Raw genomic sequence first — 24,600 nt, 5'->3', positions numbered from 1 at the left:
GTAATAGAATAATAAATCAAGTAATAACAATTAAATTTTAAACAATGAAGAAAGTAATTTTAAGTGTAGCTGTAATAGCAGCATTAGGTTTAACAAGTTGTAAAAACGAAACCAAAAAAGAAACAGAAACCACAACTACTGAAATGTCAAAAGATATGGCAATGACAGACCTGTCTTTTGGTGTAAGAGGAAATTGCGGAATGTGTAAAAACACTATCGAAAAAGCAGCTAACGGTGTTGAAGGTGTTGCAAGTGCCAATTGGGATGTCGATAAAAAGAAGATTGATGTGTCTTTTGACAGTAAAAAAACAAACATAATGGCAATTCATAAAGCAATAGCAGCTTCAGGTTATGATACTGATAAAGTTGAAGGTAGTGAAGATGCCTACAAAAATTTACCAGGTTGTTGTAAATACGACCACGAAATGATGATGAATCAATCAGGTGAAACAAAAAGTGATGACCATTCAAATCACGACCATTAGGTCAATAATGAAAGAGTCTTTTTCGGAAGGCTCTTTTTTATTCCCCACAACCCAAAATCCAGTTTTTTCGTACCTCAAAATCCTCTGTCTTTTGTGTTGTTCCGCTCACCTAACAAGTTTAGCGTTTTTTTGTCTTTAAGGTAATAGCATATTACAGCTTTGGTTTTCATAAAATCAAACCAAACTGCAATAAGCTATTCTGTTATTATTATATCATAAAACCCTAAACTCACCCAAGCTATGTTACATAATACAAGTTATAGTAGCAAAAATCCTTTCAAAGGTTTGCTAACGCAGTATTCTTATATTTTCGTAGCTATAACTGGTATTATGTAAAATATCCGCTTAACCCACGCTCACATTGGAACACACAACCACATTTGGAACTCTAATGAAACAGAAGTAAGATAAAGTAGGTTAGAATATTAGTTATCTCATTCATCTGCACAAAACCATCGTTAAGTCCAAGTATTCCTTACCTCAAGTCTTTGTTTGTTTCATTTCGTTAACAAATATCAAGAAGCATAGTGCTATAATTAAAAGGTGATTAGATTGTGCTAAACTTGTAAATGAAGTACATAAAAAAATAAAAAAGAAAGCAAATATAGGTAGCTTCCTTCTGCCAACGCTCAATACTGTAAAGGTCAAGCCCTACGGGTTTTGAATAAAACTTTTTTAAGTAGCTATCGTAAAAGGTTTCAAGATTTTAGAGTAAAAAACTTTTACCCAAAAACCTTGACAGCATCATCCACGCTACCTTTAACATTGGCTGTCTTTTTTCTTTTCTTCAAAAAAATTATGGCAAAAGAAAAAGCCCTACAATAAAAATTATAGGACTCTTGCAGCTTCAAAGGTCAGAATGAAACTATGCTACTTCAACGATATTTAAAACGTTATATGCGCCATTTTTAAGCGGATACTGAACACCGTTAATCTCTTGGAAGAACTCTACTAATAAAACGAATATATCGTTTCCTGTACCTGTTGGCACACCTGCTGGAGTTAGTGTTTGCGTTGCAGACGTTGAATCAATCGGAATATTTACAGTTGGACTGTATTCGATTGCGTTATCTGTAGTATCAAAGTCAACTTTTAGAAATGCTGAACTTAAACTTACGTGTGTTGCGCCACTTGGATATGCAATATCATTTGTAGGTGTTAAATTTGGGATAGTAATTTCACCTGTCGCACCATCTACAGTAAACGGAGCGAATAAAACAGCACTTAAAATGGCTCTATTGTTGAAATCCAAGCCTTTTAATGTGGCTTTACCTTCTGGTGTTGCTAATCCTGTAGCTACATTTCTTTGTCCTCTTACAGAGGTTGTATCAAAGTTTTTAATTTGTGTCATTTTTTGAGTAACACGACTTGAAACTCGATTGTCTTTTGCTCTAATCATTAAGTTTCTAACTGATGTTCTCAATAACTTACCAGATGATGCAGAACTTCCAAATTCTGAACCGTTTTCACGAGTACGTTCAAACGCTGGGTCATTTTGAATACGCTCTTTAGAAACACCGCCTTTAGTTTTTACTAAATAACCCTCTTTTGCTTTGTAAAAAGTTAGATTGTCTAACGTTCCTTCTAACTTAATAATACCTTTCAATTTTGCCATAACTAATACATTTTTTGATGATGAATATCAAATATACGAGCTATTGACTGTCAATGTATTAGGGTGCTTCCGTAGTGTTTATAAGTTGCCAAAACTTCCGATTTAGTTAGTTTTTTCAATGGGATATTAGTCGTATATTGTATATAAGTGCTTTATAGCAACGGTATGGATAAAGTATAGTTAGAGTATTAATTTTAAATTAAAAGTGAATGAGTAGAATCTGTATTTACCCTAAAGACGTGCAGGTAGTAACAGGAAAGAGTGAGCGTTATGGCAGAACAATAATCAAAGCGATTAAAGAACGCCTAAACAAAGAAGCTCATCAGTTAGTTACTATCGATGAATTTTGCGACTTTATGGGCTTTGAAATCAGTAAAGTACAAGGATTAATCAAGTAAATTCCTTATCTTTACTACAAGGTATAAAGGTGACCTATTAGGTGACCCAACAATGGTACAGGACTGAAACAGTAATAAATAAAGGCACTACGAAAGAGGTTCACTTACCTCTTTCTCCGCTTAATAATATAAATTATTACATAAACCCTATAAACTTAAAGTTCATAGGGTTTTTTAATTTTTATGTATTGGCAACAATTTTATTTTAGAAAAAACCTATAAAAGTAAATCGTTATCCTTTAAGCTTTTGAGTAGTGTTTTGGTGAAATCGTTTATGTTTTTTTATTACTTATGGATTTAGTGACTTCTATATTGCCTTGCCACAACAACTCGCGTTCTTTTTCAGGACATTAATGTTATGGTTTTGTTTATTGTATTTATAACATCTTCTACTGTTTGAAATGGTAATCCAAAAATAATATCGTGTCCAACAGAAGTAAAACCATTAGCTCTAGAAGCATCTGTAACACGTTTAACGTTTTCAAATGGTTGAATTCTATGTATTGCTTTTTGAACTTTAAGATTGTAATCTTGAACACCATAACTAACGCGTTTAAAATTTAGATTAGAAAAAGTCTTAAGATGCGTTTCTGTTGTATTATTAGGATGACCTTCAAAACTTAATTCGCAGTCTTTACTTATATTTCCTACTGTGTTAATTGAATCTATTAAGAACTTAATATTTTCTGGCTTAAAAAAGGTTGGTGTTCCTCCTCCAATATGCAATTCTTTAATATTAGGGCGTTTTCCAAGAAAAGCTTTATAAAGTCTAAACTCTTGAATTAAAGCGTCTATATATGGAATTTCTACAGAATGATTTTTTGTAATACGTTTATGGCATCCACAAAAAGTACACATACTTTCGCAAAACGGAAGATGAATGTATAGACTGACACCATCAGTATCATTACTAATGTCAAAACTTTTTTTAAGAGATGTTTTCCAAGCTTTTAAAGAGAATGAATTTTTATCCCAATACGGAACTGTTGGGTAGCTTGTATACCTTGGTCCTGCTACATTATATTTTGCTACTAAAGAAGTGTTCATCTTTTTAAGACTATTTTATTGCAAATTTAAACTCAATTCTAAGAGTATAAGATGACAAACGTCAGCTTATTAAATATTGAGCTCTAAAAAAATACTGTTTACAATTTCTTAAATGTTTTATTAGAACACGTAAAACCTCTATCTTTACATTGCTAAAAAAAAGAAGAAAATGTCTGACGCAAAAAAACCAGATAACGTTGTTTTTAATACAGAAACTCAACAATACGATGCTGCATTAAAGCCTTATGCTACAAATGTTGGAGCTCCTGCAATACAGGTTACAGAAAATATTACTTGGAAAAACAAAAACGTGCATAAAGCCAATAAGCAATTAAAAGCTAAATATTTAGAGCTTAAAGCAGAATACGATAAAATGATATATGAACTAGAATACAATAATCTTGTTTATAATGCTAAGTTTAATTTTCAACCTATTCTTGGTGAGGTTTATCATTTATATAAAGATAAAAAAGGAGAAGCATTTTTATCTATAATTGCTCCTAACGAGTGTAATTTCGATTGTATGGGTAGTTTTTATTTAACTTCAGAACACATGTGGAAAAAAGTTGAAACTGCAGAGCATAAATTAAAATAACTCAATTTCAATCTTAAACCAAAACATATTGTTTTATACTATAATAGATGTTGAAACTTCTGGAAGAACTAACAGAATTACCGAAATTTCTGTATTTAAATATAATGGTGATACTGTTGTAGATGAGTTTACTTCGCTTGTAAATCCAAATTGTTATATTCCAGACCACATAACAGCTTTAACAGGAATAGATAATGGTACTGTTGCTAATGCTCCAGATTTTCAGGATATTGCACAACAAATATTAGACATCACTGAAGATGCTATTTTTGTTGCTCACAATGTTAATTTCGATTATAACGTTATTAGAAACGAATTCAAATCATTAAATATTGAATTCAATAGAAAAAAACTATGTACTGTTCGTTTAAGTAGAAAACTCTTACCAGGACACAAAAGCTACAGTCTGGGCAAACTATGTAAAGATTTAAATATAAATGCAAACGGAAGACATCGCGCTCGAGGAGATGCAGAAGCTACAGTTATTCTGTTTCAAAAACTACAAGCACAAGAAAAATCGCGAGAAGTTTTTAGCGCCTTTTTAAATAAAAATAGTAAAGAAGCAACCTTACCTCCTAACCTGCCAAAAGAAATATTTAATGCCATTCCCAATAGCATTGGAATTTATTACTTTAAAAATAAAAAAGGAGAAATAATTTATGTTGGTAAAGCTAAAGACTTAAAAAAAAGAGTACTTAGTCACTTTTATAGTAAATCACAAAAAAGCTTGGATATGGTTCGTGAAACAGCAGATATCGATTTCGAATTATCTGGTAGTGAACTTATTGCATTGCTCATGGAAGATGCAGCAATTAAACACCACTTTCCACTATATAATAAAGTGGCTAAACGTACACCTAAAGGTTTTTCCTTATTTAGTTATCAAGACAGAAACGATATTATACATATTGCTATTAACAACAGTAAAGCTGTTACAAAACCAATAGTTACGCTCTACAGTTTGCGTGAAGCACGTTTGTTTTTAGAACGTATTTGCGAGCAATTTTCGTTATGCCCAAAATTTTGTCACTTACAAGAAGGTGTAAGCGAATGCTCGCATTTTACCATAAAAAACTGTAAAGGTGTTTGTAAAGGAAACGAAAACGTTACAAATTACAATGAACGTGTAACTAATGCCATTTGTAAAATTGTTAATGAAAGTAAAGACTTAATAATTAAAGAAAAAGGCAGAAACAACAACGAAGACGCTTTTGTATTAATAAAAAACGGCACCTATTTAGGCTATGGTTTTATAGATAAAAGCGAACAAATAACACACCAAGACGAGCTTGAACATTTTTTAATTAAACAAAAAGATAATAGAGATATCCAAAGTATTTTAAGAAACATCCTTTTAAAATAAAGTTGAAAAATCTTAAATTAAAGCCTAGCACAATATTTTCGGCACAATTAGTGTTTACATTATCTATATTTGAAATTTAAAATCTATTTATGAAACATTTATTTCTATTTTTAGCACTTAGCTTTTCGTTGTTTTCAAAGGCGCAAAACAATGCTTTTCAAGCAGGAGAATCACTCACTTTTACAGCTGGTTATAATATGTCTGGTTTAATGACAGACTTTGCACAAGTCACCATGCAAACTAGCGAAGTAAAAACATCGAGTTCAACATTATTACGTTTAAAATGTAAGGCTACAACTTACAGTAAATGGGATAATTTTTTTAAAATTAGAGATTTATACGAAAGCTATGTAAACCCAAATACATTAAAACCTTATTTATACAAGCGTGATATTGATGAAGGTGGACATTATAAGTTTGTTAAATACAACTTTAACCATAGAACAAATACAGTAAAAAGCTTAATTAGAAAGAAAAGTAAAAACTTTGAGTCTGGTTTTTGGGATAGAAATGCAAACATAAAAATTAATAGTGGTACTAAAGATATTGTTACTACAATCTATCACATAAGAAGTTTAGATATAAAAAAAGCTAAAGTTGGAGCTATTGATACTTTTACTGTTTTGTTTGATGGTAAAGAAACTAAGTGTAAGTTTACTTATGTTGCCAAAGAAACTATTAACACAGCTATTGGTAGTAAAGAATGTTATAAACTGCGTATAAATCTTATTAATAATGATGCCTTAAAAGGTAATGACAATTTAATTTGGTTAACAGCAGACGAAAATAAGGTTCCTGTTTATGCCAAGTTTAAACTAGCAGTAGGTAATGGAGAATTAAAAATTAAAAGTGCAACAGGTTTAAAAAACTAATAAAACTATGAGACAATTATTTATTATTTTGGGTTTAATAAGTGCCATTTTTGCAGTCATTCTAGCTGTTTTACCACTATCTAATTTTGCTTTTTTTCCAGCAATAGCAGGATTACTTTTTGGAATATTAGCCTTTTTAAAAGGACGCAAAGAGAACAAACCAAAACATACAATTCAACTTATATTTTTACTTACAATCATTGCTTTAGCTTTAGCTACATACAAATCTATAACTGCAACTACAGAAGTTGGCAATACAGAACAATTAGAACAACGCGATCAAGAGTCTGAAGAAAATGCAATAGAAGAATTAGAGGATATCGATTTTACAGAATAAAATCTATTTAAATTAAAGTAAGTGTCGCATAATTATTCCTATTTTTAAGCGACATTTTACATTTACAAGAATTAAAAATAGAACAAAAAGTAAACAAATGAAATCTCTACTTATAGCCTCTGCTCTAATTATTGTTGGTTCATGTGCAGAGACAAAACAAAGCACCAAAACGAACACGCTTAAAAATACCACACAAATAATAGATAGTAAGCTTATTCTAGAGTATTGTAAAACTATAACTCCAAAAGACCTAAAAGATAGACTTAGTGTGTTTGCTTCAGAAGAATTTAAAGGTCGTGGCACTGGAACTAAAGGCCAAAAAACAGCAACAAATTATCTAAGAGATTTTTACAAAACAAAAGGTATTTTACCAGCAATTAACGATTCAACTTATTATCAAACCATTCCTGCTGATTTTCTTCCAAAAGATATTGGAACTTCAGAAAATGTTCTAGCCTACATAAAAGGAAGTGAAAAACCAGATGAAGTTTTAATAATTTCTGGACATCTAGACCACTTAGGAGTTGAAGATAAAACTATTCATTTTGGAGCAGACGATAATGGTTCTGGCTCAATTGCAATTACAGAAATAGCCGAAGCTTTTAAAATAGCAGAACTTAATGGCCATTCTCCCAAAAGAAGTATCTTATTTTTACATCTTACTGCAGAAGAAATAGGTTTGCAAGGCTCTAAATTTTATGTCGAAAATCCTATTTTTAAACTTAATAAAACCATTGCAAATTTAAATATAGATATGGTTGGTCGTGTAGATGAAACGCATGAAGAAAATCCTGAGTATTTATACATAATTGGAGCAGATAGAATTAGTAAAGAATTGCATGATATTTCAGAAAAAACCAATGAAACATTTACAAACCTTGAACTAGATTATAAGTACAATGTTGAAAATGATAAAAACAGATATTACTATAGAAGTGACCATTACAATTTTGCACAACAAAACATACCTGTAATTTTTTACTTCAATGGAGAACATAAAGATTATCATAAACCAACAGATACGGAAGATAAAATTAACTATCCTCTGTTAGCTAAACGTACAAAGTTAATTTTTGCTACAGCCTGGCAATTAGCCAATAAAAAAGACTTTCTCATAACGAACTAACAATTTTAGAACTGTTAAAAAATGTACAAGAAAAATAGTAAACTTCCTTTTTTCTTGTATTTTTACTACTTAATTAAATCAATTACACCAAAATGAAAAAAACACTCTCTACTCTTGCTATTGCTTTAGTATTAGCATCTTGTGGTTCTTCTAAAAACCAAGAAGCTACAACTAAAGTAAAAGAACCAGCAAACCCAACTAAATATGCAGAGACTATTACTGCCGAAGATTTAAAAACAGCACTTTATGTTTATGCTGGAGATGCTTTTGAAGGTCGTGAAACAGGCGAAAAAGGTCAAAAAATGGCTGTAGACTTTATTAAAGAACACTACATAGAAGATGGTGTTCCAGCTGCAAAAGCAGACGGAAACTATTTTCAAGATGTGCCATTAGAAGTTATGGCTCCTGCAGATATTAATTTAAGTGTAAACGGAAAAACTTTTAAAACTATAGAAGACTTTACCTCTGTAAGCTCAGCAAAAGATGGTACACTAGATACTAAAGAAATTGTTTTTGCAGGATTTGGTATTGAAGATACTAACTACTCAAGTTACGATGGTATAGATGTTAGAGGAAAAGTTGTTGTTATTCGCTCTGGAGAACCAAAAAAAGCAGACGGAATGTATGTAATAACTGGTACAGAAGAAGCATCTAAGTGGTCTAATTTTCGTCAGGAGTTTTCATCTAAACAAGAAATTGCAAAAAGTAAAGGCGCAAAGGCACTATTGTTTTATCATCCAGATATTTATTCTATGGTAGCCAACCGTTTTGGTAGTGCAAGTGGAAGAATGAATTTAGCAGGTGGTGGTGAAGACATGATGTATATGTTTATTAACACAGATTTAGCAAAAGCTCTGGTGAGTGATATTGAAACAAACGAAAAATCTATGTCTGCAAAAACAGAGGTTTCTATTACATATAAGAGTAACGCTAAGAAAATAAGTTCAGAAAATGTAGCTGCAATAATTAGAGGAAGTGAAAAACCAGATGAATATATAGTAATTTCTGCTCATTTAGACCACGAAGGAATTAAAGACGGAAAAGTTTATAATGGTGCAGATGATGATGGTTCTGGAACCGTTTCTGTTTTAGAAATTGCTGAAGCTTTTGCAAAAGCAAAAAAAGAAGGTCATGGCCCAAAACGTTCAATAGTATTTTTAAATGTAACTGGAGAAGAGAAAGGCTTATTAGGTTCTAGACATTATACAGATAACGATCCTATTTTTCCTTTAGCAAATACAGTCGCAAATTTAAATATAGACATGATTGGTCGTTTAGATCCTAAACGCGAAAAGAAAAACAGAAATTATCTTTACTTAATTGGAAGTGATAAGTTAAGTACAGAGTTACATAACATTTCTGAAATGGTTAATAATAAGTATATGAATATTGATTTAGATTACACTTTTAACGATGAAAACGATCCAAATCGTTATTATTATAGAAGTGATCACTACAACTTTGCAAAAAACAATGTTCCTGTAATTTTCTATTTTAATGGTACTCATGACGATTATCACCAACCAGGCGATACACCAGATAAAATTGAATACGATTTATTAGAAAACAGAACACGTTTAGTATTTTATACTGCTTGGGAATTAGCTAATAGAGACGCTAGAATAGTTGTTGATAAAGCAACAGAGTAAATTTTAAATACTTACAAGTACAAAAAAAGCCTTCAATAAAATTGAAGGCTTTTTGCTTTTGGGTGGAAGACCGGGTTCGAACCGGCGACTTTCGGTACCACAAACCGACGCTCTAACCAGCTGAGCTACAACCACCATTTGTGCACATTTTTATAATGCGTGTGCAAATGTAAATTAATTTGGTTTTACTACAAAGACTTTTATTAAAATTTTGAGTAAAATTTAGCTAAAATTTATTTTAGATCGAATAAGCTATCTACTGCTATATATCGCTCTACAGTAAAACCTTCGGCGTAATCTACTCCTACTAAGCGTCCTAAATCTCTAGCTCTATAATTAATACTCTCCAAAAATGTTTTGCTTGTAATTGGCGTTTCTGGTTCTTTACTATCTTTATTAAAAAACTGGGTTTGGTAAGCATCTACTGCTTTTTGTTTTATTTCGATAAAATTGGAGATATCAACTACAAAATCTGGTTCTAAATTTTTCCATTGTATGTAATGATATACATGTTTTGGTCGCCATTGTTCTTGAGAATAACCACCAAGCGCTGTTTCAATTTTAATTAAACCACTTAAAAAACAAGCATCACTTACTAGTTTACTTCCTTTACCATGATCTATGTGCCTATCTTCTATTGCGTTACAAAGCACAATGTCTGGCTTATACTTTCTTAGCATTTTAATAATTTCTAGTTGATGCTTTCTGTCGTTAGTAAAAAAACCATCTGCAAAACCAAGATTTTCTCTAACAAATAAACCCAAAATTTTAGACGCATTTTCTGCTTCAGCTTTTCTAGTTTCTGCTGTTCCTCTTGTTCCTAGCTCTCCTTGTGTTAAATCTATTACGCCTACTTTTTTACCTTCTGCAATAGCTTTTGCAATGGTACCTCCTGCTCCTAATTCTATATCATCTGGATGTGCTCCAAAGGCTAGTATGTCTAATTTCATATTAATAACTTATTTTTTATTAATCCAGTCTTGTTGCTGTTTAGTAGTTAAAAAAGTCCAGGCTACTACTCTACTCTTTTTGTTACCTTGATTCATTTCTATAATTTTAATGGTTGTTGCTCCTAATTTAGTTAAAGACTGTTTCATAGACTTTATATTGTCTTTATTTGATACTAAACTAGTATACCAAAAACATTGTGTTTTAAATAATGAACTTTCGTAGAGATACGTATGCAAAAATGCTTTTTCTCCTCCTTTAAAACATAACTCGTGAGCCTGACCTGCAAAATTTCTAGTAACTGAGTCTGTAAGTTTGCCTAATCCTTTTAATTTTCTTGTAGTAGCTTCAAAAGCTTCTGCTTCATTTTTAAAAAATGGTGGATTACACATAGAAACTGAAAACGCATCATTTGTATTTATGATGCCTATAAAAATACTTTGAGTATTAGATTGATGTTTTAGCTGAATCGCTTTCTTCAACTTGTTTTTAATAATTATTTTTTCAGCGTAAGCAATAGATTTCTTATTACTATCTGTAGCTACAAATTGCCATTTATATTCTGCATAACCAAGTAAGGGATAGATACATGATGCTCCTGTACCAATATCTAAAACTGTAATATCACTTTTTATTTTAGAAGCATTTAAAAGATCTGCTATTAAATGTATATAATCTACACGTCCTGGAATTGGTGGACATAAATTTGTGTCTGGAAACTGCCAAAAATCTATATAATAATACGCTTTTAACAATGCTGTATTTAGTGCTTTAACAGCTTTAGCATCTGCAAAATCTATAGTTTGCTTGTCGTATTTATTTATAAAAACAAAAGGCTCTAATTCGGTATAAACTTCAATTAATGCTTTAAAGTCGTAATCTTCTTGATGTTTGTTTTTTTTGTTCAAATTGTTATTGTTTATTTAAAGCCTGCTGAATATCTTCTTTTAAATCTTTTATAGATTCTATGCCAACAGAAAATCTAATTAATCCATCGCTAATTCCTATTTTGTCTCTGTCTTCTTGACTTAAAAGTGAATGAGATGTTTTTGCTGGACTTAAGACTGTACTCTCTATTCCAGCCAAACTCATAGAAGCCTTTATTAATTTTAAAGCTTTTTGGAATTTTTCTGAATCTATTCCGTTGGCCAATTCAAAAGATAACATGGCTCCATAACCATGCATTTGAGATTTTGCTAATTTGTGTTCTGGATGGCTTTTTAAACCTGGATAATTTACTTTTTTTATGGTTTTATTCTTTTCTAGCCATTTTGCTATTTTACCAGCATTTTTTGTTTGTTTTTTTACACGAAGACCCATGGTTTTCATACTTCTTTCAAGCATCCAAACTGTAAAATCGCTTAAACTACCTCCAAGATTTTTAGAGACGTTCCAAATTCTATCCATATGTTCTTTTGAACCTGCAACTGCTCCAGCACAAATATCACTATGTCCTCCAAAATATTTTGTGGCAGAATGCATAATTAAATCAATACCAAAATCTGCTGGATTTTGGTTTATTGGACTTGCAAATGTATTATCTATACTTGTAACAATAGCTTTTTCATTAGCCAAATCTGCAATTGCCTTAATATCTGTAATAGTTAATAAAGGATTAGAAGGAGTTTCTATATGTATCAATTTTGTGTTTGGCTGAATTGCTGCTTTAAAATCTGCAACAGAATAACCATCTGTAAAAGTGAATTCTATTTTAAGTTTCGGAAATTCTTCTCGAATAAAATTACTAGTTCCACCATAGAGAGTGTTTTGAACCACAATATGGTCTCCCGATTTTAAAAACGCTAAAAACATGTGGCTAATTGCTGCCATTCCAGAACCAAATATCATTGCAGTTTCCTTACGCTCTAATGCAGCAATTTTTTTTGCTAAATATTCTTGATTTGGTGTATTAAAATAGCGTGGGTAACGCTTTACATCTACATCTATAAACTCATACGAGCTAGATAAATATATTGGAGAGACTGCACCTTTAAATTGCTCATCTTTAATTTCACCAACGTGTGCACAAATGGTATTTAAACCTAATTTTTTCTTACTCATATTGTAAAGATACTAATTGTAATTTTTTATTCTTAAAAGTTAGAAAAACAATTTCATTAATATATAACTTATTAAAATTAATGGTTTAACAAGGTCTTAACGTAAAAACATTAAGCCTTTTTGTATATTGTTGATATTATGATACATACAGAGAAAAAAGATAACGTAGCGTTTATTAAAGAATCGGTAAATTATTTAGAAAACTTAGGTTTTGAAAACATTAAGGCAGATGCTGAAGGATTTGAACCTCCAAAATCTTACATTAAGCAAAATGGAGAGGTCAAAATAACTCCAGATATTACTGCAACAAGAAGAACTAAAAAATACTATTTTGAAATTGGACTAAAAAGTGATAAACCACGTTTGTTAAAATCTAAATGGCGATTTTTAGATGTTTTAAGTAGAATGAATGACCATAAGTTTAGAATAATAACAACACGAGGACATTATAAGTTTACAAATGATGTGCTTAATGATTTAAATTTACACAAAACATTAATTAAGTTATAAAAAGACTAAAGTTAAAAACAGTGCGTATTAATTTACTAGCTGTTTTTTTTAAACTTTACTCTGTGCATTTGCTTTTAACAGATTATTTTGTTCCTCCATTAGTTGCGTTATATTAGAAAGCAGCTCTATGTCTTTGGGTGTTTTAACTGTTTTATCTTTAGTATCCTCAGATTTGTTTCTTAGTTTATTCATCCCTTTTACAACAAGAAAGATTGTTAAGCCTATAATTAAAAAGTCCATAAAAGCTTCGGTTAGCGCTCCATATTCAATAGCAACTTCTTGAGTTACAATATTACCAGAACTGTCTAAAACACCTTCTCTAAGTATCATTTTTCTGTTCTGTAAATTAATACCATCGCTCATTAAAGACAAAGGTGGTAATAAGACCTTTTTAACAAGAACATCTATAACCTTATTAAAAGAGGCACCAATAATTATACCTATAGCCATATCCATCATATTACCTTTTACAGCAAATTCTTTGAACTCTTTAAAAAATTCCATTTGAGTAGTATTTAGGCTTTTATTCTTTAAACCTTTTGTTGTAAATCCTTATCATTGTTATAGCCCAAACAACTACACACATCGAAACGAAAATCGAAAAATATAGTATAAAACTATTTGGATCCATTATCTATAAGTTTTAAAAAAATAATTATACCGAGAATAGTTGGAGCCCATAAACCTAAAAAGATACCATGAAGTTCATGACCTGTAAGGAATAAATACTCAGCAATTACTATAATAACAAGACAAAGAAGCAACACCAATACATTGTGTATGCCAATTTTTTTAATATAATTCATTTTTTTGTTGAAGTTAAAAATTAAAGATAATAATTTATTATCAAAACTAAAGGGTTTATTTTTTATAGTACTTGGCATAAGCTCTGTAAGAAAAAACACCCAATACTGTTATAATTAACAATGCAAATGCAATGTATTTATAACTTAAATCTTGTCCAGATTGATACGAATGTAATCCTGACAAATAGAAATTAACTCCAAAATAAGTAAATATTATAAATCCAATTGCAATAATTGACATAAAATTAAAAGTCCATCTACCTCTTAAACCAGGAACTAATCGCGCATGAATTACAAACGCATAAATCATAATACTAATAAGCGCCCAAGTTTCTTTTGGGTCCCAGCCCCAATAACGTCCCCAACTTTCGTTTGCCCACATACCTCCAAGAAAGTTTCCAATAGTTAGCATTACTAAACCTACTGTTAAAGACATTTCGTTTATTATAGTTAGCTCTTTAATATTTAAGAGCATTTTTTCTTTATTTTCTTTATTTGTTAATAGCATTAGTATTAAAACCGTTATTCCTAAAATCATAGATAAAGTAAACGGTCCGTAACTGGCTACAATTACTGCAACATGAATCATTAACCAATAACTATCTAAAACAGGTGGTAAGTTTGCTATTGCTGGATCCATCCAACTTAAATGTGCTACCATTAGTAACATAGAAGTTACAAATGCACCAGCTGCTAAAGTTAAGTTTGAGGCGTTTTTTGTTATCACTAAACTTTTTAATACTGTTAGTATATTTTTATTAGAGGTACTAGATAACATTAATCCAAAAAGCATAGTTGCCCAAGCCACATAAATCATAGACTCGTAACCATCACTCCATGGTGCATGTCCAGAAATATACCAACGTAAAATTAAACCTATTGTATGTGCAACAAACGACAAAAGAATTAAGGTTTTAAATACTATTATTAAGATCTTAATAGCTTTGCTTTTTTCTTTAAAAATTTCCACAATTAGCAAAACAAATAGTAATGCTCCAAATAGCATATATGCATAATGCAGATTCTTAAAAATATCGTATTTATTGTAAAGAATTTCTGTGTTTATTTTTTTGTCGCTAAGCATCACATCACTACCTAACTTGACTTGGTTCTTTTTAAAAGCATCTAATATCTTATCTACCTCAGAAAAATCACCTGATTGTTTTGCACTATTTAAACGATAGAGATACAAGTTAAAACTTTGATTAACAAAGCTTTGATACATAGAGTCTTTTATTACCTCTTTATAACCTTCATTTCTGTATTCGTTTGAAGAAATCCATTTATTATTGTCATCATCTGGAATTGGAAATATTTTTAGAGAGTTTCCTCTAACTGTATTATAAAGTAATGTAACGCGTTGGTCTGTTTCTCTAAACTCTTTTTGGTAAGCGTTTGGCGCTAAAGCTTTATAGGCTTCATCTAGATAAGGTGCTAACTTATATTCTCCTTCGTTAGTTAAAAAATGACCTAGACTTGCATATTTTACAGACTTATCAAGACCTATAATTTTTCTTATAGAATCTCCTTTTTTTGACTTTAAATAAATAATTGGCACATTATACCAAAATTGAGGACTTTCATGCACTGAAAGAAATACTTGATCTGCTGTAAAACCTTCATAAGTATCACTTTTACTTAGTTTTCTTAAAAATTCTGATGCATAAGTATTTACAGGCATCATACGTCCTCCAACATCTTGTATTACTAAACGTCCAAACTTATCTGCTTCTGCTTTAGGCACCATATTAGCACGTAAAATAGAATCTACCTGAGCCTTATTTTCGTCGTAAGTGTATTCTTTCAGGTTGGCTTCAGTATTAAGTTGTACTTCTGTTTGTTCGGCCTGTGTGGTATGACTATGTCCATCGTTTTCAGAATGTTGCTCTTGAGCAAAACCTGATAATGTAAAGCAAATTAAGAATACAGAAATAATTTCAGCCTTTTTGTCTTTTACTTTATCGAGTGCGCGTTTTAAATCTGCAAAGCGTGTGTTTTTATTGAAGAGGATTGCCATTAATCCAAAATAAAGTAAAATGTATCCAAAGTAAGTTAACCAAGTTCCCCAACGATCATGGTTTACAGAGAGTTTTGTAAGTGTTTCGTTATTATCGAAACCTGCTTGAAAGAAACGGTATCCTCTATGGTCTAAAACGTTATTCATAAAAATTTTATAATCAAAATCTCCTTCTTCTTTATCTAATACTGTTATGGCACTTGAAAATGCAGAGTAACTATTTTCTGTTCCAGGATATTTTTCTGCAACAAAATCGTTTAGTTTAATACTAAACGGCAACTGTAAAAGTTTAGCTCCAAATCTAAAATCTAAATTTAAACCTCCTACTTTTAATGGTTGCCAACTATTAGTTGTTCCCATTCCACCAAGAAGTTGCACTTGTTTTGTTTCACCATTTGCTTTTACATTTAGAACTAAACCGTCTTCATCGCTCTTTAATAATTTAGATTTTTTTACAATATCAAAATGTCCTTTTACAACTGGCTTTGGAAAAACCATTTGCATGTTACCAATAACGTATCTAGAACGTAACATTAATGGTTGTATGCTATCTTTAACTAACTTCCCTTCTGTCATGGTTGCCATTTGAAGATATTCACCTTCAAATGGAGAATCTATAGTTAATCCGTTTTCACTTTCAACAATATTTACTGCTCCTTTTTTAGGATTATTAAGCGTGAAAATAATGTTATGAATTAACTGGTCTTGACCTGATTTTAGAAAGTGGTTATGTGGTGCTCCATTTCCAGCTTCAACAATCTTTAAATAAACATCACCTGTATCATCTGGTATAATATCTTTTTCTGCATTAGCAACAAATTTTTCTAGAGATACAGCAATTGGAATAGTGTCGTAAGTGGTATTAAAAGAGAATGAATTGTTTAGCCTTTCAGAAAAATCAACCTCTATTTCTTTTCTTAGTTGTTGCGGTACACCATCTATTTTATAATCGCCATTTATAATAACTGAAACATATGTTTTTTGAGATAAAAAGGTGTTTTCGGTTTCACCTTCCTGAATAGGCATCATGCCTTCATAACCAATATAGCGTGTAACAAATGCACCCAATAATATAAAAATAAATGCCAAATGCAGCGTTAAAGTTGCCCATTTTTCTTTTTTGTATAATCGAAATCTAAAGATGTTTCCTACAAAGTTTATAACAAAAAATACCATGATAGCTTCAAACCACCAAGCATTATATATTAAAGCACGAGAATAAGGAGTTGGAGATGTTTCTTGTCCTGCATCCATAAATGTACCAGCAATCATGGCACCAGCGTAAACAATAAATAAAACAGCTGTTAAACGTGTAGAAAAGAGGATTTTTGCGAGTTTATTTTGCATCATAACAAGGCTATATTTAACTCATGCAAAGATAGTTCTTTTTGTTTGTTTTATTTAATAACCAAAACATGAAAAACTGTTAAAGTTATGCTTAATTTTTCTGTCTTACTTCAAAGATTTTAAGGTATAAAAATGTTCCCATTTTTCGAGCGCGACGTTTGGCATTATCTGCAACTTCACCCATAAACAACTCATCTATGGTTTGAAACCAAAGGTTTAACCAAATCCCAAAATGTAACTCTGTTATACTTTTATTATGTTCTTGGTCTACTTTTACATGAACTTCAAGTGGATTGCCACTATATTTATGCTCCAGCTTTCTAGAAAAAAACAAACTAGACTCCCAAAAGGTTGTTAAATGATTAAGGTGTGTAGGCCAATCTGTTATAGTATTGTTAAACACAGGACCTAAAGTAGTGTCTTGTCTTACTTTTATGTAAAAGAGATCTACCAATTGCGCTACATCTTCTCGAGTATTTATATCTTTTTTTTGCATTGTTTACAAAGATAGTAGAAACCGCTTTTATTTCAGCTTTTGGTTGGTTATTTTAGCAGCATGATTTCAGTTGTATTATTAGGCGCAGGAAATGTTGCCTCACACTTATTTAAAGCCTTTTTTGCTTCAGAAAAAATTGAAGTAAAACAATGGTATAATCGTAGTTTAAAGACTATCGATAAGTATAAGGCTCAAGTTTTAGTAACCGATAATTTATCTACATTAGTAAAAGCAGATATCTATATTCTTGCCGTAAGTGATGATGCTATTGAAACGCTATCTAAACAATTACCATTCGAAAATAGATTGGTTGTACATACTTCTGGTAGTACTAGTTTATATGCAGTAGATATGAAACAAAAGCGTGGTGTATTTTATCCATTACAAACGTTTTCTAAAGCTGCTGATTTAGATTTTAAAAATGTTCCAATTTGTATTGAAGCCTTAAATAAAAAGGATTTGCCTATTTTAAAACAATTGGCAGAAGCTATTGGTAGCATAAGCCATAAAGTTAATAGCGACCAACGCCAAGCCTTACATTTAGCTGCTGTTTTTGTCAATAATTTTACCAATCAGTTATACCGAATGGCTCATGAAATAACAGAAATGAATGGTGCAGAATTCGATATTTTAAAACCATTAATTAAAGAAACTGCTCATAAAATTGAATCGCTTTCTCCTTACTTAGCACAAACAGGTCCAGTACTGCGTAATGATAAAAAAACCATAAAAAGACATTTAAAACAACTGGAAAACGAACAACATAAAGCTGTTTATGAGTTACTTACTAAATCTATAAAAAAAACACATGGCATACGATAAAAGCTATAAAGAATATCTAGAAAACATAACTACTTTTATTTTTGATGTAGATGGCGTTTTAACAGATGGCTCACTAACAATAACGACATCTGGCGACATGTTAAGAACCATGAACGTAAAAGATGGTTATGCACTAAAGCAGGCATTAAACAAAGGTTATAATGTTTGTGTTATTTCTGGAGGCACGAACGAAGGAGTGAAAAAAAGACTTGAAAATTTAGGCTTTGAAGATATTTTTTTAGGCGCTCACGACAAGCTTGTACCTTATAAAAAATACATAAAGAAAAAAAATATAAAATCTGAAAACGTGTTATATATGGGAGACGATATTCCAGATATTCCAGTGATGCAAAACATTGGTCTTGCTACTTGTCCTCAAGATGCAGTTCAAGAAGTTAAGCGTATTTCTAAATATATTTCACATAAAAAAGGAGGTAAAGGTTGTGTTCGCGATGTCATAGAACAAGTTCTAAAAGTTAAAAACGACTGGAATAGTAATTATGATGCTTCGATATAGCAGTTTATAATTTGAATAGAAACAAGAGAAGACATAAAACTGGGTTTAGTTACATTGGAGCTGGAAATAACACATCGGTTTTTAATAGAAAACCAAATAAAGTGTTTTCAAAAATTAAATCTCAACTTAACAGAACTAGCCTAAAAAATTATAAATTAGACTATTTAAATAAAGAACTAACTGGTAGTTAACGTGCAAATATTAAAAAAGAAATACGTGCTCAACACAGAAGCAAAAACATTTTAACACTAATTATTTCAATTGCAATTTTAATTCCTACACTTTATTTAATTATAGCATTAATACAAAGTGTTCTCAATAAATACAACTAAATTTTGAATCTACTTAATATCATCCGCTGGAAAAACTTATTAATGATTGCAATCGTGCAACTATTAATTAAATACGCATTATTTCCAGCTTTTGCTATGGAAACTACATTAAACACCATAGACTTCTTTGTTTTAATACTTGCAACGGTTTTTATTGCTGCTGGTGGTTATGTTATAAATGATATTTACGATATAGAAACAGATGCTATTAACAAACCTAGCAAAGTAATTATTGGAAAAAGTATTACAGAAAATAAAGCCAACAAACTCTATTTTTTATTTACTATTACAGGTGTTTGTTTAGGCTTTTATTTGTCTCATGCTGTTGGTAGACCTCCATTTTTTGGCCTGTTTGTTATCATCTCTGCTTTACTTTACGTTTATGCTTCTTATTTAAAACAAATTGCAGTTGCTGGAAATATTGTGGTCTCTATTTTAGTAGCTTTAAGCTTGTTAATTGTTGGCATTTTTGAACTTATTCCTGTAATAACCATTGAAAATGAAAATGTACAAACCACAATGCTTGAAATTTTAACCGATTTTGGAATTTTTGCGTTTTTAATCAATTTTATACGTGAAATAGTAAAAGATATTCAAGATGTGGATGGAGATCACAAAGCAGGTATGCAAACTTTACCTATTCTCTTTGGAAAAACTAGAACCAGTAAAATAACTATGGTATTAACCATAATTACAATTCTAATCATTCTGTACTATATCACTACATTTTTATACATGCATGAAGTAGCAGTTGCTTATTATTTAATTGCAGTTGTGGGTCCGCTTATTTATATTACCATAAAACTTTACAGTGCAGAAAACAATGCGCACTTTAAACACATTAGTTTAATGCTTAAACTGGTAATGGTCTCTGGAATGTTATCCATGGTACTTTACAGAATAATTCTATAATAATGTTAAACGAAAAACTAAAAAACAAACACATTATTTTAGCTTCTGGTTCTCCAAGGCGTCAGCAATTTTTCAGGAATTTAGGCTTAGATTTTGAAATTCGATTAAAAGACATTAAAGAAGAGTATCCTAAAAAGCTATTGCATTATGAAATTAGCGACTATCTCGCGCAATTAAAATCGTTACCTTATGTCGAAGAATTAAAAGAGAACGATATATTGGTAACTAGTGACACCATTGTATGGCATAATAGTTATGCATTGGGTAAACCAAGAAATAAAGATGAAGCTTTTGCAATGCTTAAATCTTTAAGCAATGCTACTCACGAAGTGATTACGTCTATTTGTGTACGTACAAAAATCTTTCAAAAAACAGTAAATGCTGTTACAAAAGTTACCTTTAAAGCCTTTACAGACGAAGAAATATGGTATTATATAAATACCTGTTCGCCATTAGATAAAGCAGGTGCTTATGGTATTCAAGAATGGATTGGTCAAATAGGCGTTATAGGTATAGAAGGTTCTTATTTTAATGTTATGGGTTTACCAACACATTTATTATACAAGACTCTAAATACTATAGCAGACGATTATTAATATAATACCTTTGTATAAATTTAAATAACCAATGTTTTTAAAAACGTACCAACCAGAACTTATAAACACTGCTATTGTAGTAGTTATATTTATTATTATAAGAATAATAGGCAAAATAGCTATTAGAAAAATCGGTCAAAAAAGCACTATCAACGATGCAAGAATTAAACTTATTTCAAGATATTACACCGTTACTTTATTTTTAATATTTCTGTTTGTTGAAGCCTTTATATTTGGTGCAGAATACGATAATATTTCTGTAGTCTTCTCATCTGTTTTTGCAGTTATTGGCGTGGCTTTATTTGCTATTTGGTCTATATTAAGCAATGTTACTTCTGGTGTTATTATGTTCTTTTCATTTCCTTACAAAGTAGGCGATAAAATTAAAATTCACGATAAAGACTATCCAATAGTAGCTGTTATTGAGGATATTCGAGCTTTCCAATTACATCTTAGAGAAGATTCTGGAGATTTAGTAACCTACCCAAATAATTTAATTCTTCAAAAAGCCGTAACTTTAGTCGAGAAAGATGCCATAGAAGATTTTAGCGATTTCAACTAATAATGTATTCATGGCTAAGAGAAAACCAAAAAAACGAACACAAAATTATAAAAAACAAGTTGGACAAGTTCCTGGAACATTAATATATACTGGAACAAAAGAACACACAAGGTTATTTATAGAATCTTTTGATTATAGTAACGATTTTTTTACTGAAAAAGAATTAAAAACCGTTGAAGAAATTTTTGGTTATAAATCTACAAATTCTATAACTTGGGTTAACCTTAATGGTTTAAACCAAATAAATGAAATTGAAAAACTAGGAAAACATTACAATTTACATCCATTAGTTTTAGAAGATATAGTAAGTACCAATCAACGTCCTAAAATTGATGAGTATGACGACTATATTTTTTTAGTTTTAAAAATGATGTATTATGATGAAGACGAAAAAATAGTCTCAGAACAAGTTAGTTTTATTTTAGGAAAAAACTATGTATTGTCATTACAAGAAGCAGAAGGCGATGTTTTTGATGCATTAAGAGAACGTATTCGTCAAGGAAAAGGTCGTGTAAGAGGATTAGGATCAGACTATTTATTATATGCTTTAATAGATTCTGTAGTAGACCATTATTACGCTATTATAGAAACCATGGGTAATAAAATTGAAGATCTTGAAGATAGTTTATTCGAAGGTTTAACAAAAGATGAAATTAGTACAGAAATTCAAAGTCTAAAACGTGAAGTTTTAAAAGTGCGTCGCGCTATTTTTCCACTTCGTGAAATTATAAGTCGCATAGAAAAAAGTGAAAACAAACTTATTAGCGATAAGACCTTACATTATTTTGCAGATGTTTACGACCATATTATTCAGGTTTCAGATACCATAGATATTTATCGCGAAATGATTTGGGGTTTAATGGATATGTATATGACGACTATTAGTAATCGCATGAACGAAGTCATGAAAGTACTAACCATTATTGCTACTATATTTATACCATTAACCTTCATTGCTGGTATTTATGGGATGAATTTTGATAATATTCCAGAACTGCATTACAAATACAGTTACCATATTCTTTGGATAATAATGATTGTTATTTTCTTAGGTATGTTGTATTATTTTAAGCGGAAGAAGTGGCTCTGACAAAATATTTTTAAATAAAAAAGCTTCATTAAAACTGAAGTCTTTTTTCATAATATTAATTCCCTTCAACCCTAGTTATCTTTGCTCCAATTTTTTGTAAACGTTCTACAATATGTTGGTAACCACGATCTATCTGCTCGATATTATGAATAGTAGAGGTTCCTTTTGCAGATAAAGCAGCAATTAGTAATGAAATTCCAGCTCTAATATCTGGAGACACCATAGTTGTGGCTTTAAGTTGCGATTTAAAATCGTGTCCCATTACTGTTGCTCTATGTGGATCGCAAAGAATAATTTTTGCTCCCATATCAATCAATTTATCTGTAAAAAACAAACGACTTTCAAACATTTTTTGATGTATTAATACTTCTCCTCTAGCTTGGGTTGCTATAACTAAGACAATACTTAATAAATCTGGTGTAAAACCTGGCCATGGAGCATCTGCAACTGTTAAAATGGAACCATCGATGTAGTTTTGTATTTCGTAACCGTCTTTATGAGCAGGTATGTATATATCGTCTCCTCTTCTTTCTAAAGTAATTCCTAATTTGGCAAATACATTTGGTATTTGTCCTAAATCGTCCCAACTTACATTTTTAATGGTCAATTCACTTTTTGTCATGGCTGCTAAACCTATCCAACTTCCAATTTCAATCATGTCTGGAAGCATGGTATGGTCTGTTCCTCCTAAAGCGTCAACACCTTCAATGGTTAATAAATTAGAACCAACACCAGTAATCTTAGCTCCCATTCTATTTAGCATCTTGCATAACTGTTGTAAATAAGGCTCGCAAGCTGCATTATAAATAGTTGTAGTACCTTCTGCTAAAACAGCAGCCATTACAATATTTGCAGTTCCTGTTACAGAAGCTTCATCAAGAAGCATGTCTGTACCTACTAACCTATCTGCTTCAACACCATAAAAATGTTCTGCTCTGTTATATCTAAACTTGGCACCTAAATTTATAAAACCTTCAAAATGGGTGTCTAAACGACGACGACCTATTTTATCTCCTCCTGGTTTTGGTATATAACCTTGACCAAAACGCGCTAATAATGGTCCAACCATCATTATAGAACCTCTTAATCCACTACCATCTTTTTTAAATTCGGCAGATTGTAAATAGTCTAAATTAATAGCGTCTGCTTGAAAAGAATAAGAACCTTCTCCAAGTTTTGCAACTTTAACACCAATATTTTTAAGTAAAGCAATAAGCTTATTAATATCTATAATATCTGGAATATTATTGATGGTTACTACTTCTGGAGTAAGCAACACTGCACATAATATTTGTAAAGCTTCGTTTTTTGCGCCTTGAGGCTGGATGTCTCCTTTAAGTTGGTGACCACCTTCAATTATAAATGTACCCATTTGCTATCTTAATATCGCTTTTTACCTCTACTAGAGTTGTTATTTTTCTTTTGATGCCCTTTTTTAGACGACGTATTTGTATATTTCTTTTTTGAAGTAGTTTTTAATAAACTTACAGAATCTACGAGCGCTTCTCTAGAACCTTTTAAATTAATCTTACCATCGGATAATTCAAACAAATGATTAAAAATCACATCATCTTCAACAGTATCTTTATTCCAATTCAAGAAACACTTTTTCATGTGGTTGGCAATAGTATACGTTAAAGCTTCTTTTAAATCTCCATCTTCCCAAGACACAGCCACATCAATCATGGTTTTAATATTATTTCCATAAAAACGATATTTAGGAAAATTTTGAGGATACTCTAAAGTTTCTGGACGTTCTTCAAGAACTTCTTTTAAAGGTTTTGGATAAGGAGAATCCACATCTAAGTCAAATTTAGACATTATAAACAGCTGGTCCCACAGCTTGTGCTGAAAATCTGGAACATCTCTTAAATGAGGCTGTAAATTACCCATTACAGCAATAATAGCTTTAGAAACTTTATTGCGTTCTTCTTTTATTTCTCTTGATTTGGCGAAATTTACCATTTTTTGAACGTGTCTTCCATATTCTGGAATAATTAAATGTTCACGCTCTGTATTGTATTCTATATCGTCTATTAAATTCAAAATTGTCTTGGATTAGTGGATTGTATTGTAGTATCTATGCTTTCGCAAAAT

The 24,600-nt window shown here is 31.0% G+C and carries 25 protein-coding genes, 1 tRNA gene and 1 pseudogene; 16 read left to right on the top strand and 11 right to left on the bottom strand.

Annotated features, from left to right (window positions below; translation table 11 throughout):
* Positions 1 to 44: 44 nt before the first annotated feature.
* Positions 45 to 485, top strand: coding sequence for a heavy-metal-associated domain-containing protein (locus tag P8H50_RS07975; RefSeq protein ID WP_300207540.1), 441 nt, complete (start codon positions 45 to 47; stop codon positions 483 to 485).
* A gap of 865 nt (positions 486 to 1,350) precedes the next feature.
* Here P8H50_RS07975 and P8H50_RS07970 read toward each other — a convergent pair.
* Positions 1,351 to 2,100, bottom strand: a complete 750-nt coding sequence (locus tag P8H50_RS07970) for a hypothetical protein (protein WP_079738449.1) — start codon at positions 2,098 to 2,100, stop codon at positions 1,351 to 1,353.
* Between the two features lie 209 nt (positions 2,101 to 2,309).
* Here P8H50_RS07970 and P8H50_RS07965 point away from each other — a divergent pair, with 209 nt between their 5' ends.
* Positions 2,310 to 2,498, top strand: a complete 189-nt coding sequence (locus P8H50_RS07965) for a hypothetical protein (protein ID WP_035325018.1) — start codon at positions 2,310 to 2,312, stop codon at positions 2,496 to 2,498.
* A gap of 351 nt (positions 2,499 to 2,849) precedes the next feature.
* On the opposite strand, the pseudogene P8H50_RS07960 reads toward P8H50_RS07965, so the two are convergent.
* Positions 2,850 to 3,545 (bottom strand): annotated as a pseudogene (locus tag P8H50_RS07960) (radical SAM protein); the annotation flags it as partial.
* 169 nt (positions 3,546 to 3,714) lie between these two features.
* On the opposite strand from P8H50_RS07960, the gene P8H50_RS07955 reads away from it, so the two are divergent.
* The 6 genes from P8H50_RS07955 to P8H50_RS07930 all read left to right on the top strand — a co-directional run bounded on the left by P8H50_RS07955 (position 3,715) and on the right by P8H50_RS07930 (position 9,487).
* Entirely contained in the window at positions 3,715 to 4,140 is a 426-nt protein-coding gene (locus tag P8H50_RS07955; RefSeq protein WP_300207536.1) for a DUF2452 domain-containing protein, read from the top strand.
* A 28-nt stretch (positions 4,141 to 4,168) separates the two neighbouring features.
* Positions 4,169 to 5,503, top strand: a complete 1,335-nt coding sequence (locus tag P8H50_RS07950; protein WP_300207533.1) for an exonuclease domain-containing protein — start codon at positions 4,169 to 4,171, stop codon at positions 5,501 to 5,503.
* An 89-nt stretch (positions 5,504 to 5,592) separates the two neighbouring features.
* Complete coding sequence (locus P8H50_RS07945) at positions 5,593 to 6,375, top strand: DUF3108 domain-containing protein (RefSeq protein WP_300207531.1); 783 nt, start codon at positions 5,593 to 5,595, stop codon at positions 6,373 to 6,375.
* 7 nt (positions 6,376 to 6,382) lie between these two features.
* A complete protein-coding gene (locus P8H50_RS07940) occupies positions 6,383 to 6,712 on the top strand; it encodes an FUSC family protein (RefSeq protein WP_300207529.1) in 330 nt (109 codons plus the stop codon).
* A gap of 97 nt (positions 6,713 to 6,809) precedes the next feature.
* The gene (locus tag P8H50_RS07935; protein ID WP_300207527.1) at positions 6,810 to 7,838 is read left to right on the top strand and encodes a M28 family metallopeptidase; all 1,029 of its coding nucleotides are present in this window, start codon (positions 6,810 to 6,812) and stop codon (positions 7,836 to 7,838) included.
* A 92-nt stretch (positions 7,839 to 7,930) separates the two neighbouring features.
* A complete protein-coding gene (locus P8H50_RS07930) occupies positions 7,931 to 9,487 on the top strand; it encodes a M28 family peptidase (RefSeq protein ID WP_300207524.1) in 1,557 nt (518 codons plus the stop codon).
* A 60-nt stretch (positions 9,488 to 9,547) separates the two neighbouring features.
* Here the strand turns inward: P8H50_RS07930 and P8H50_RS07925 are convergent.
* The 4 genes from P8H50_RS07925 to P8H50_RS07910 all read right to left on the bottom strand — a co-directional run bounded on the left by P8H50_RS07925 (position 9,548) and on the right by P8H50_RS07910 (position 12,496).
* Positions 9,548 to 9,623 (bottom strand) — tRNA-His (locus P8H50_RS07925).
* A 97-nt stretch (positions 9,624 to 9,720) separates the two neighbouring features.
* Positions 9,721 to 10,437: a bacillithiol biosynthesis deacetylase BshB1 gene (gene bshB1, locus P8H50_RS07920; protein WP_300207521.1), complete on the bottom strand. Its 717-nt coding sequence runs from the start codon at positions 10,435 to 10,437 to the stop codon at positions 9,721 to 9,723.
* 9 nt (positions 10,438 to 10,446) lie between these two features.
* Positions 10,447 to 11,343: a 23S rRNA (adenine(1618)-N(6))-methyltransferase RlmF gene (gene rlmF, locus P8H50_RS07915; RefSeq protein WP_300207519.1), complete on the bottom strand. Its 897-nt coding sequence runs from the start codon at positions 11,341 to 11,343 to the stop codon at positions 10,447 to 10,449.
* A gap of 4 nt (positions 11,344 to 11,347) precedes the next feature.
* A complete protein-coding gene (locus P8H50_RS07910) occupies positions 11,348 to 12,496 on the bottom strand; it encodes a PLP-dependent aspartate aminotransferase family protein (RefSeq protein WP_300207517.1) in 1,149 nt (382 codons plus the stop codon).
* A 138-nt stretch (positions 12,497 to 12,634) separates the two neighbouring features.
* On the opposite strand from P8H50_RS07910, the gene P8H50_RS07905 reads away from it, so the two are divergent.
* Positions 12,635 to 13,006 carry a hypothetical protein gene (locus P8H50_RS07905; RefSeq protein ID WP_300207515.1) on the top strand — a complete coding sequence of 124 codons (372 nt, stop codon included), beginning with the start codon at positions 12,635 to 12,637 and terminating at the stop codon, positions 13,004 to 13,006.
* Between the two features lie 48 nt (positions 13,007 to 13,054).
* Here the strand turns inward: P8H50_RS07905 and mscL are convergent, their stop codons facing one another.
* From mscL to P8H50_RS07890, 3 genes are all read right to left on the bottom strand, one after another.
* A complete protein-coding gene (gene mscL / locus P8H50_RS07900; RefSeq protein WP_300207513.1) occupies positions 13,055 to 13,510 on the bottom strand; it encodes a large conductance mechanosensitive channel protein MscL in 456 nt (151 codons plus the stop codon).
* 357 nt (positions 13,511 to 13,867) lie between these two features.
* The gene (gene ccsA, locus P8H50_RS07895; protein WP_300207510.1) at positions 13,868 to 17,176 is read right to left on the bottom strand and encodes a cytochrome c biogenesis protein CcsA; all 3,309 of its coding nucleotides are present in this window, start codon (positions 17,174 to 17,176) and stop codon (positions 13,868 to 13,870) included.
* 91 nt (positions 17,177 to 17,267) lie between these two features.
* Entirely contained in the window at positions 17,268 to 17,672 is a 405-nt protein-coding gene (locus P8H50_RS07890; RefSeq protein ID WP_300207508.1) for a group III truncated hemoglobin, read from the bottom strand.
* A gap of 60 nt (positions 17,673 to 17,732) precedes the next feature.
* Here P8H50_RS07890 and P8H50_RS07885 point away from each other — a divergent pair, with 60 nt between their 5' ends.
* From P8H50_RS07885 to corA, 7 genes are all read left to right on the top strand, one after another.
* Positions 17,733 to 18,494: a Rossmann-like and DUF2520 domain-containing protein gene (locus P8H50_RS07885; protein WP_300207505.1), complete on the top strand. Its 762-nt coding sequence runs from the start codon at positions 17,733 to 17,735 to the stop codon at positions 18,492 to 18,494.
* A complete protein-coding gene (locus P8H50_RS07880; RefSeq protein WP_300207502.1) occupies positions 18,481 to 19,011 on the top strand; it encodes an HAD family hydrolase in 531 nt (176 codons plus the stop codon). Before P8H50_RS07885 ends, P8H50_RS07880 begins: the two co-directional genes overlap by 14 nt.
* Before the next feature lie 11 nt (positions 19,012 to 19,022).
* Entirely contained in the window at positions 19,023 to 19,202 is a 180-nt protein-coding gene (locus P8H50_RS07875) for a hypothetical protein (RefSeq protein ID WP_300207500.1), read from the top strand.
* Between the two features lie 144 nt (positions 19,203 to 19,346).
* Positions 19,347 to 20,255, top strand: coding sequence for a geranylgeranylglycerol-phosphate geranylgeranyltransferase (locus P8H50_RS07870; protein WP_300207497.1), 909 nt, complete (start codon positions 19,347 to 19,349; stop codon positions 20,253 to 20,255).
* A 2-nt stretch (positions 20,256 to 20,257) separates the two neighbouring features.
* A complete protein-coding gene (locus P8H50_RS07865) occupies positions 20,258 to 20,851 on the top strand; it encodes a Maf family nucleotide pyrophosphatase (protein ID WP_300207495.1) in 594 nt (197 codons plus the stop codon).
* A gap of 31 nt (positions 20,852 to 20,882) precedes the next feature.
* Positions 20,883 to 21,413, top strand: a complete 531-nt coding sequence (locus tag P8H50_RS07860; protein ID WP_300207493.1) for a mechanosensitive ion channel domain-containing protein — start codon at positions 20,883 to 20,885, stop codon at positions 21,411 to 21,413.
* Between the two features lie 10 nt (positions 21,414 to 21,423).
* A complete protein-coding gene (gene corA, locus P8H50_RS07855) occupies positions 21,424 to 22,503 on the top strand; it encodes a magnesium/cobalt transporter CorA (RefSeq protein WP_300207490.1) in 1,080 nt (359 codons plus the stop codon).
* Between the two features lie 55 nt (positions 22,504 to 22,558).
* Here the strand turns inward: corA and murA are convergent, their stop codons facing one another.
* Both murA and P8H50_RS07845 read right to left on the bottom strand, forming a co-directional pair.
* On the bottom strand, positions 22,559 to 23,875 hold the full coding sequence (gene murA, locus P8H50_RS07850; RefSeq protein WP_300207488.1) for a UDP-N-acetylglucosamine 1-carboxyvinyltransferase: 1,317 nt from the start codon (positions 23,873 to 23,875) through the stop codon (positions 22,559 to 22,561).
* 8 nt (positions 23,876 to 23,883) lie between these two features.
* The gene (locus P8H50_RS07845; RefSeq protein WP_300207485.1) at positions 23,884 to 24,549 is read right to left on the bottom strand and encodes a DUF4290 domain-containing protein; all 666 of its coding nucleotides are present in this window, start codon (positions 24,547 to 24,549) and stop codon (positions 23,884 to 23,886) included.
* Between the last annotated feature and the right edge of the window lie 51 nt (positions 24,550 to 24,600).

The organism is Lacinutrix sp. (assembly GCF_029238095.1).
Lineage (GTDB): Bacteria > Bacteroidota > Bacteroidia > Flavobacteriales > Flavobacteriaceae > Lacinutrix.
Note: the sequence above shows the minus strand (reverse complement) of the source record. Positions and strands in the feature narration are given on the sequence as shown.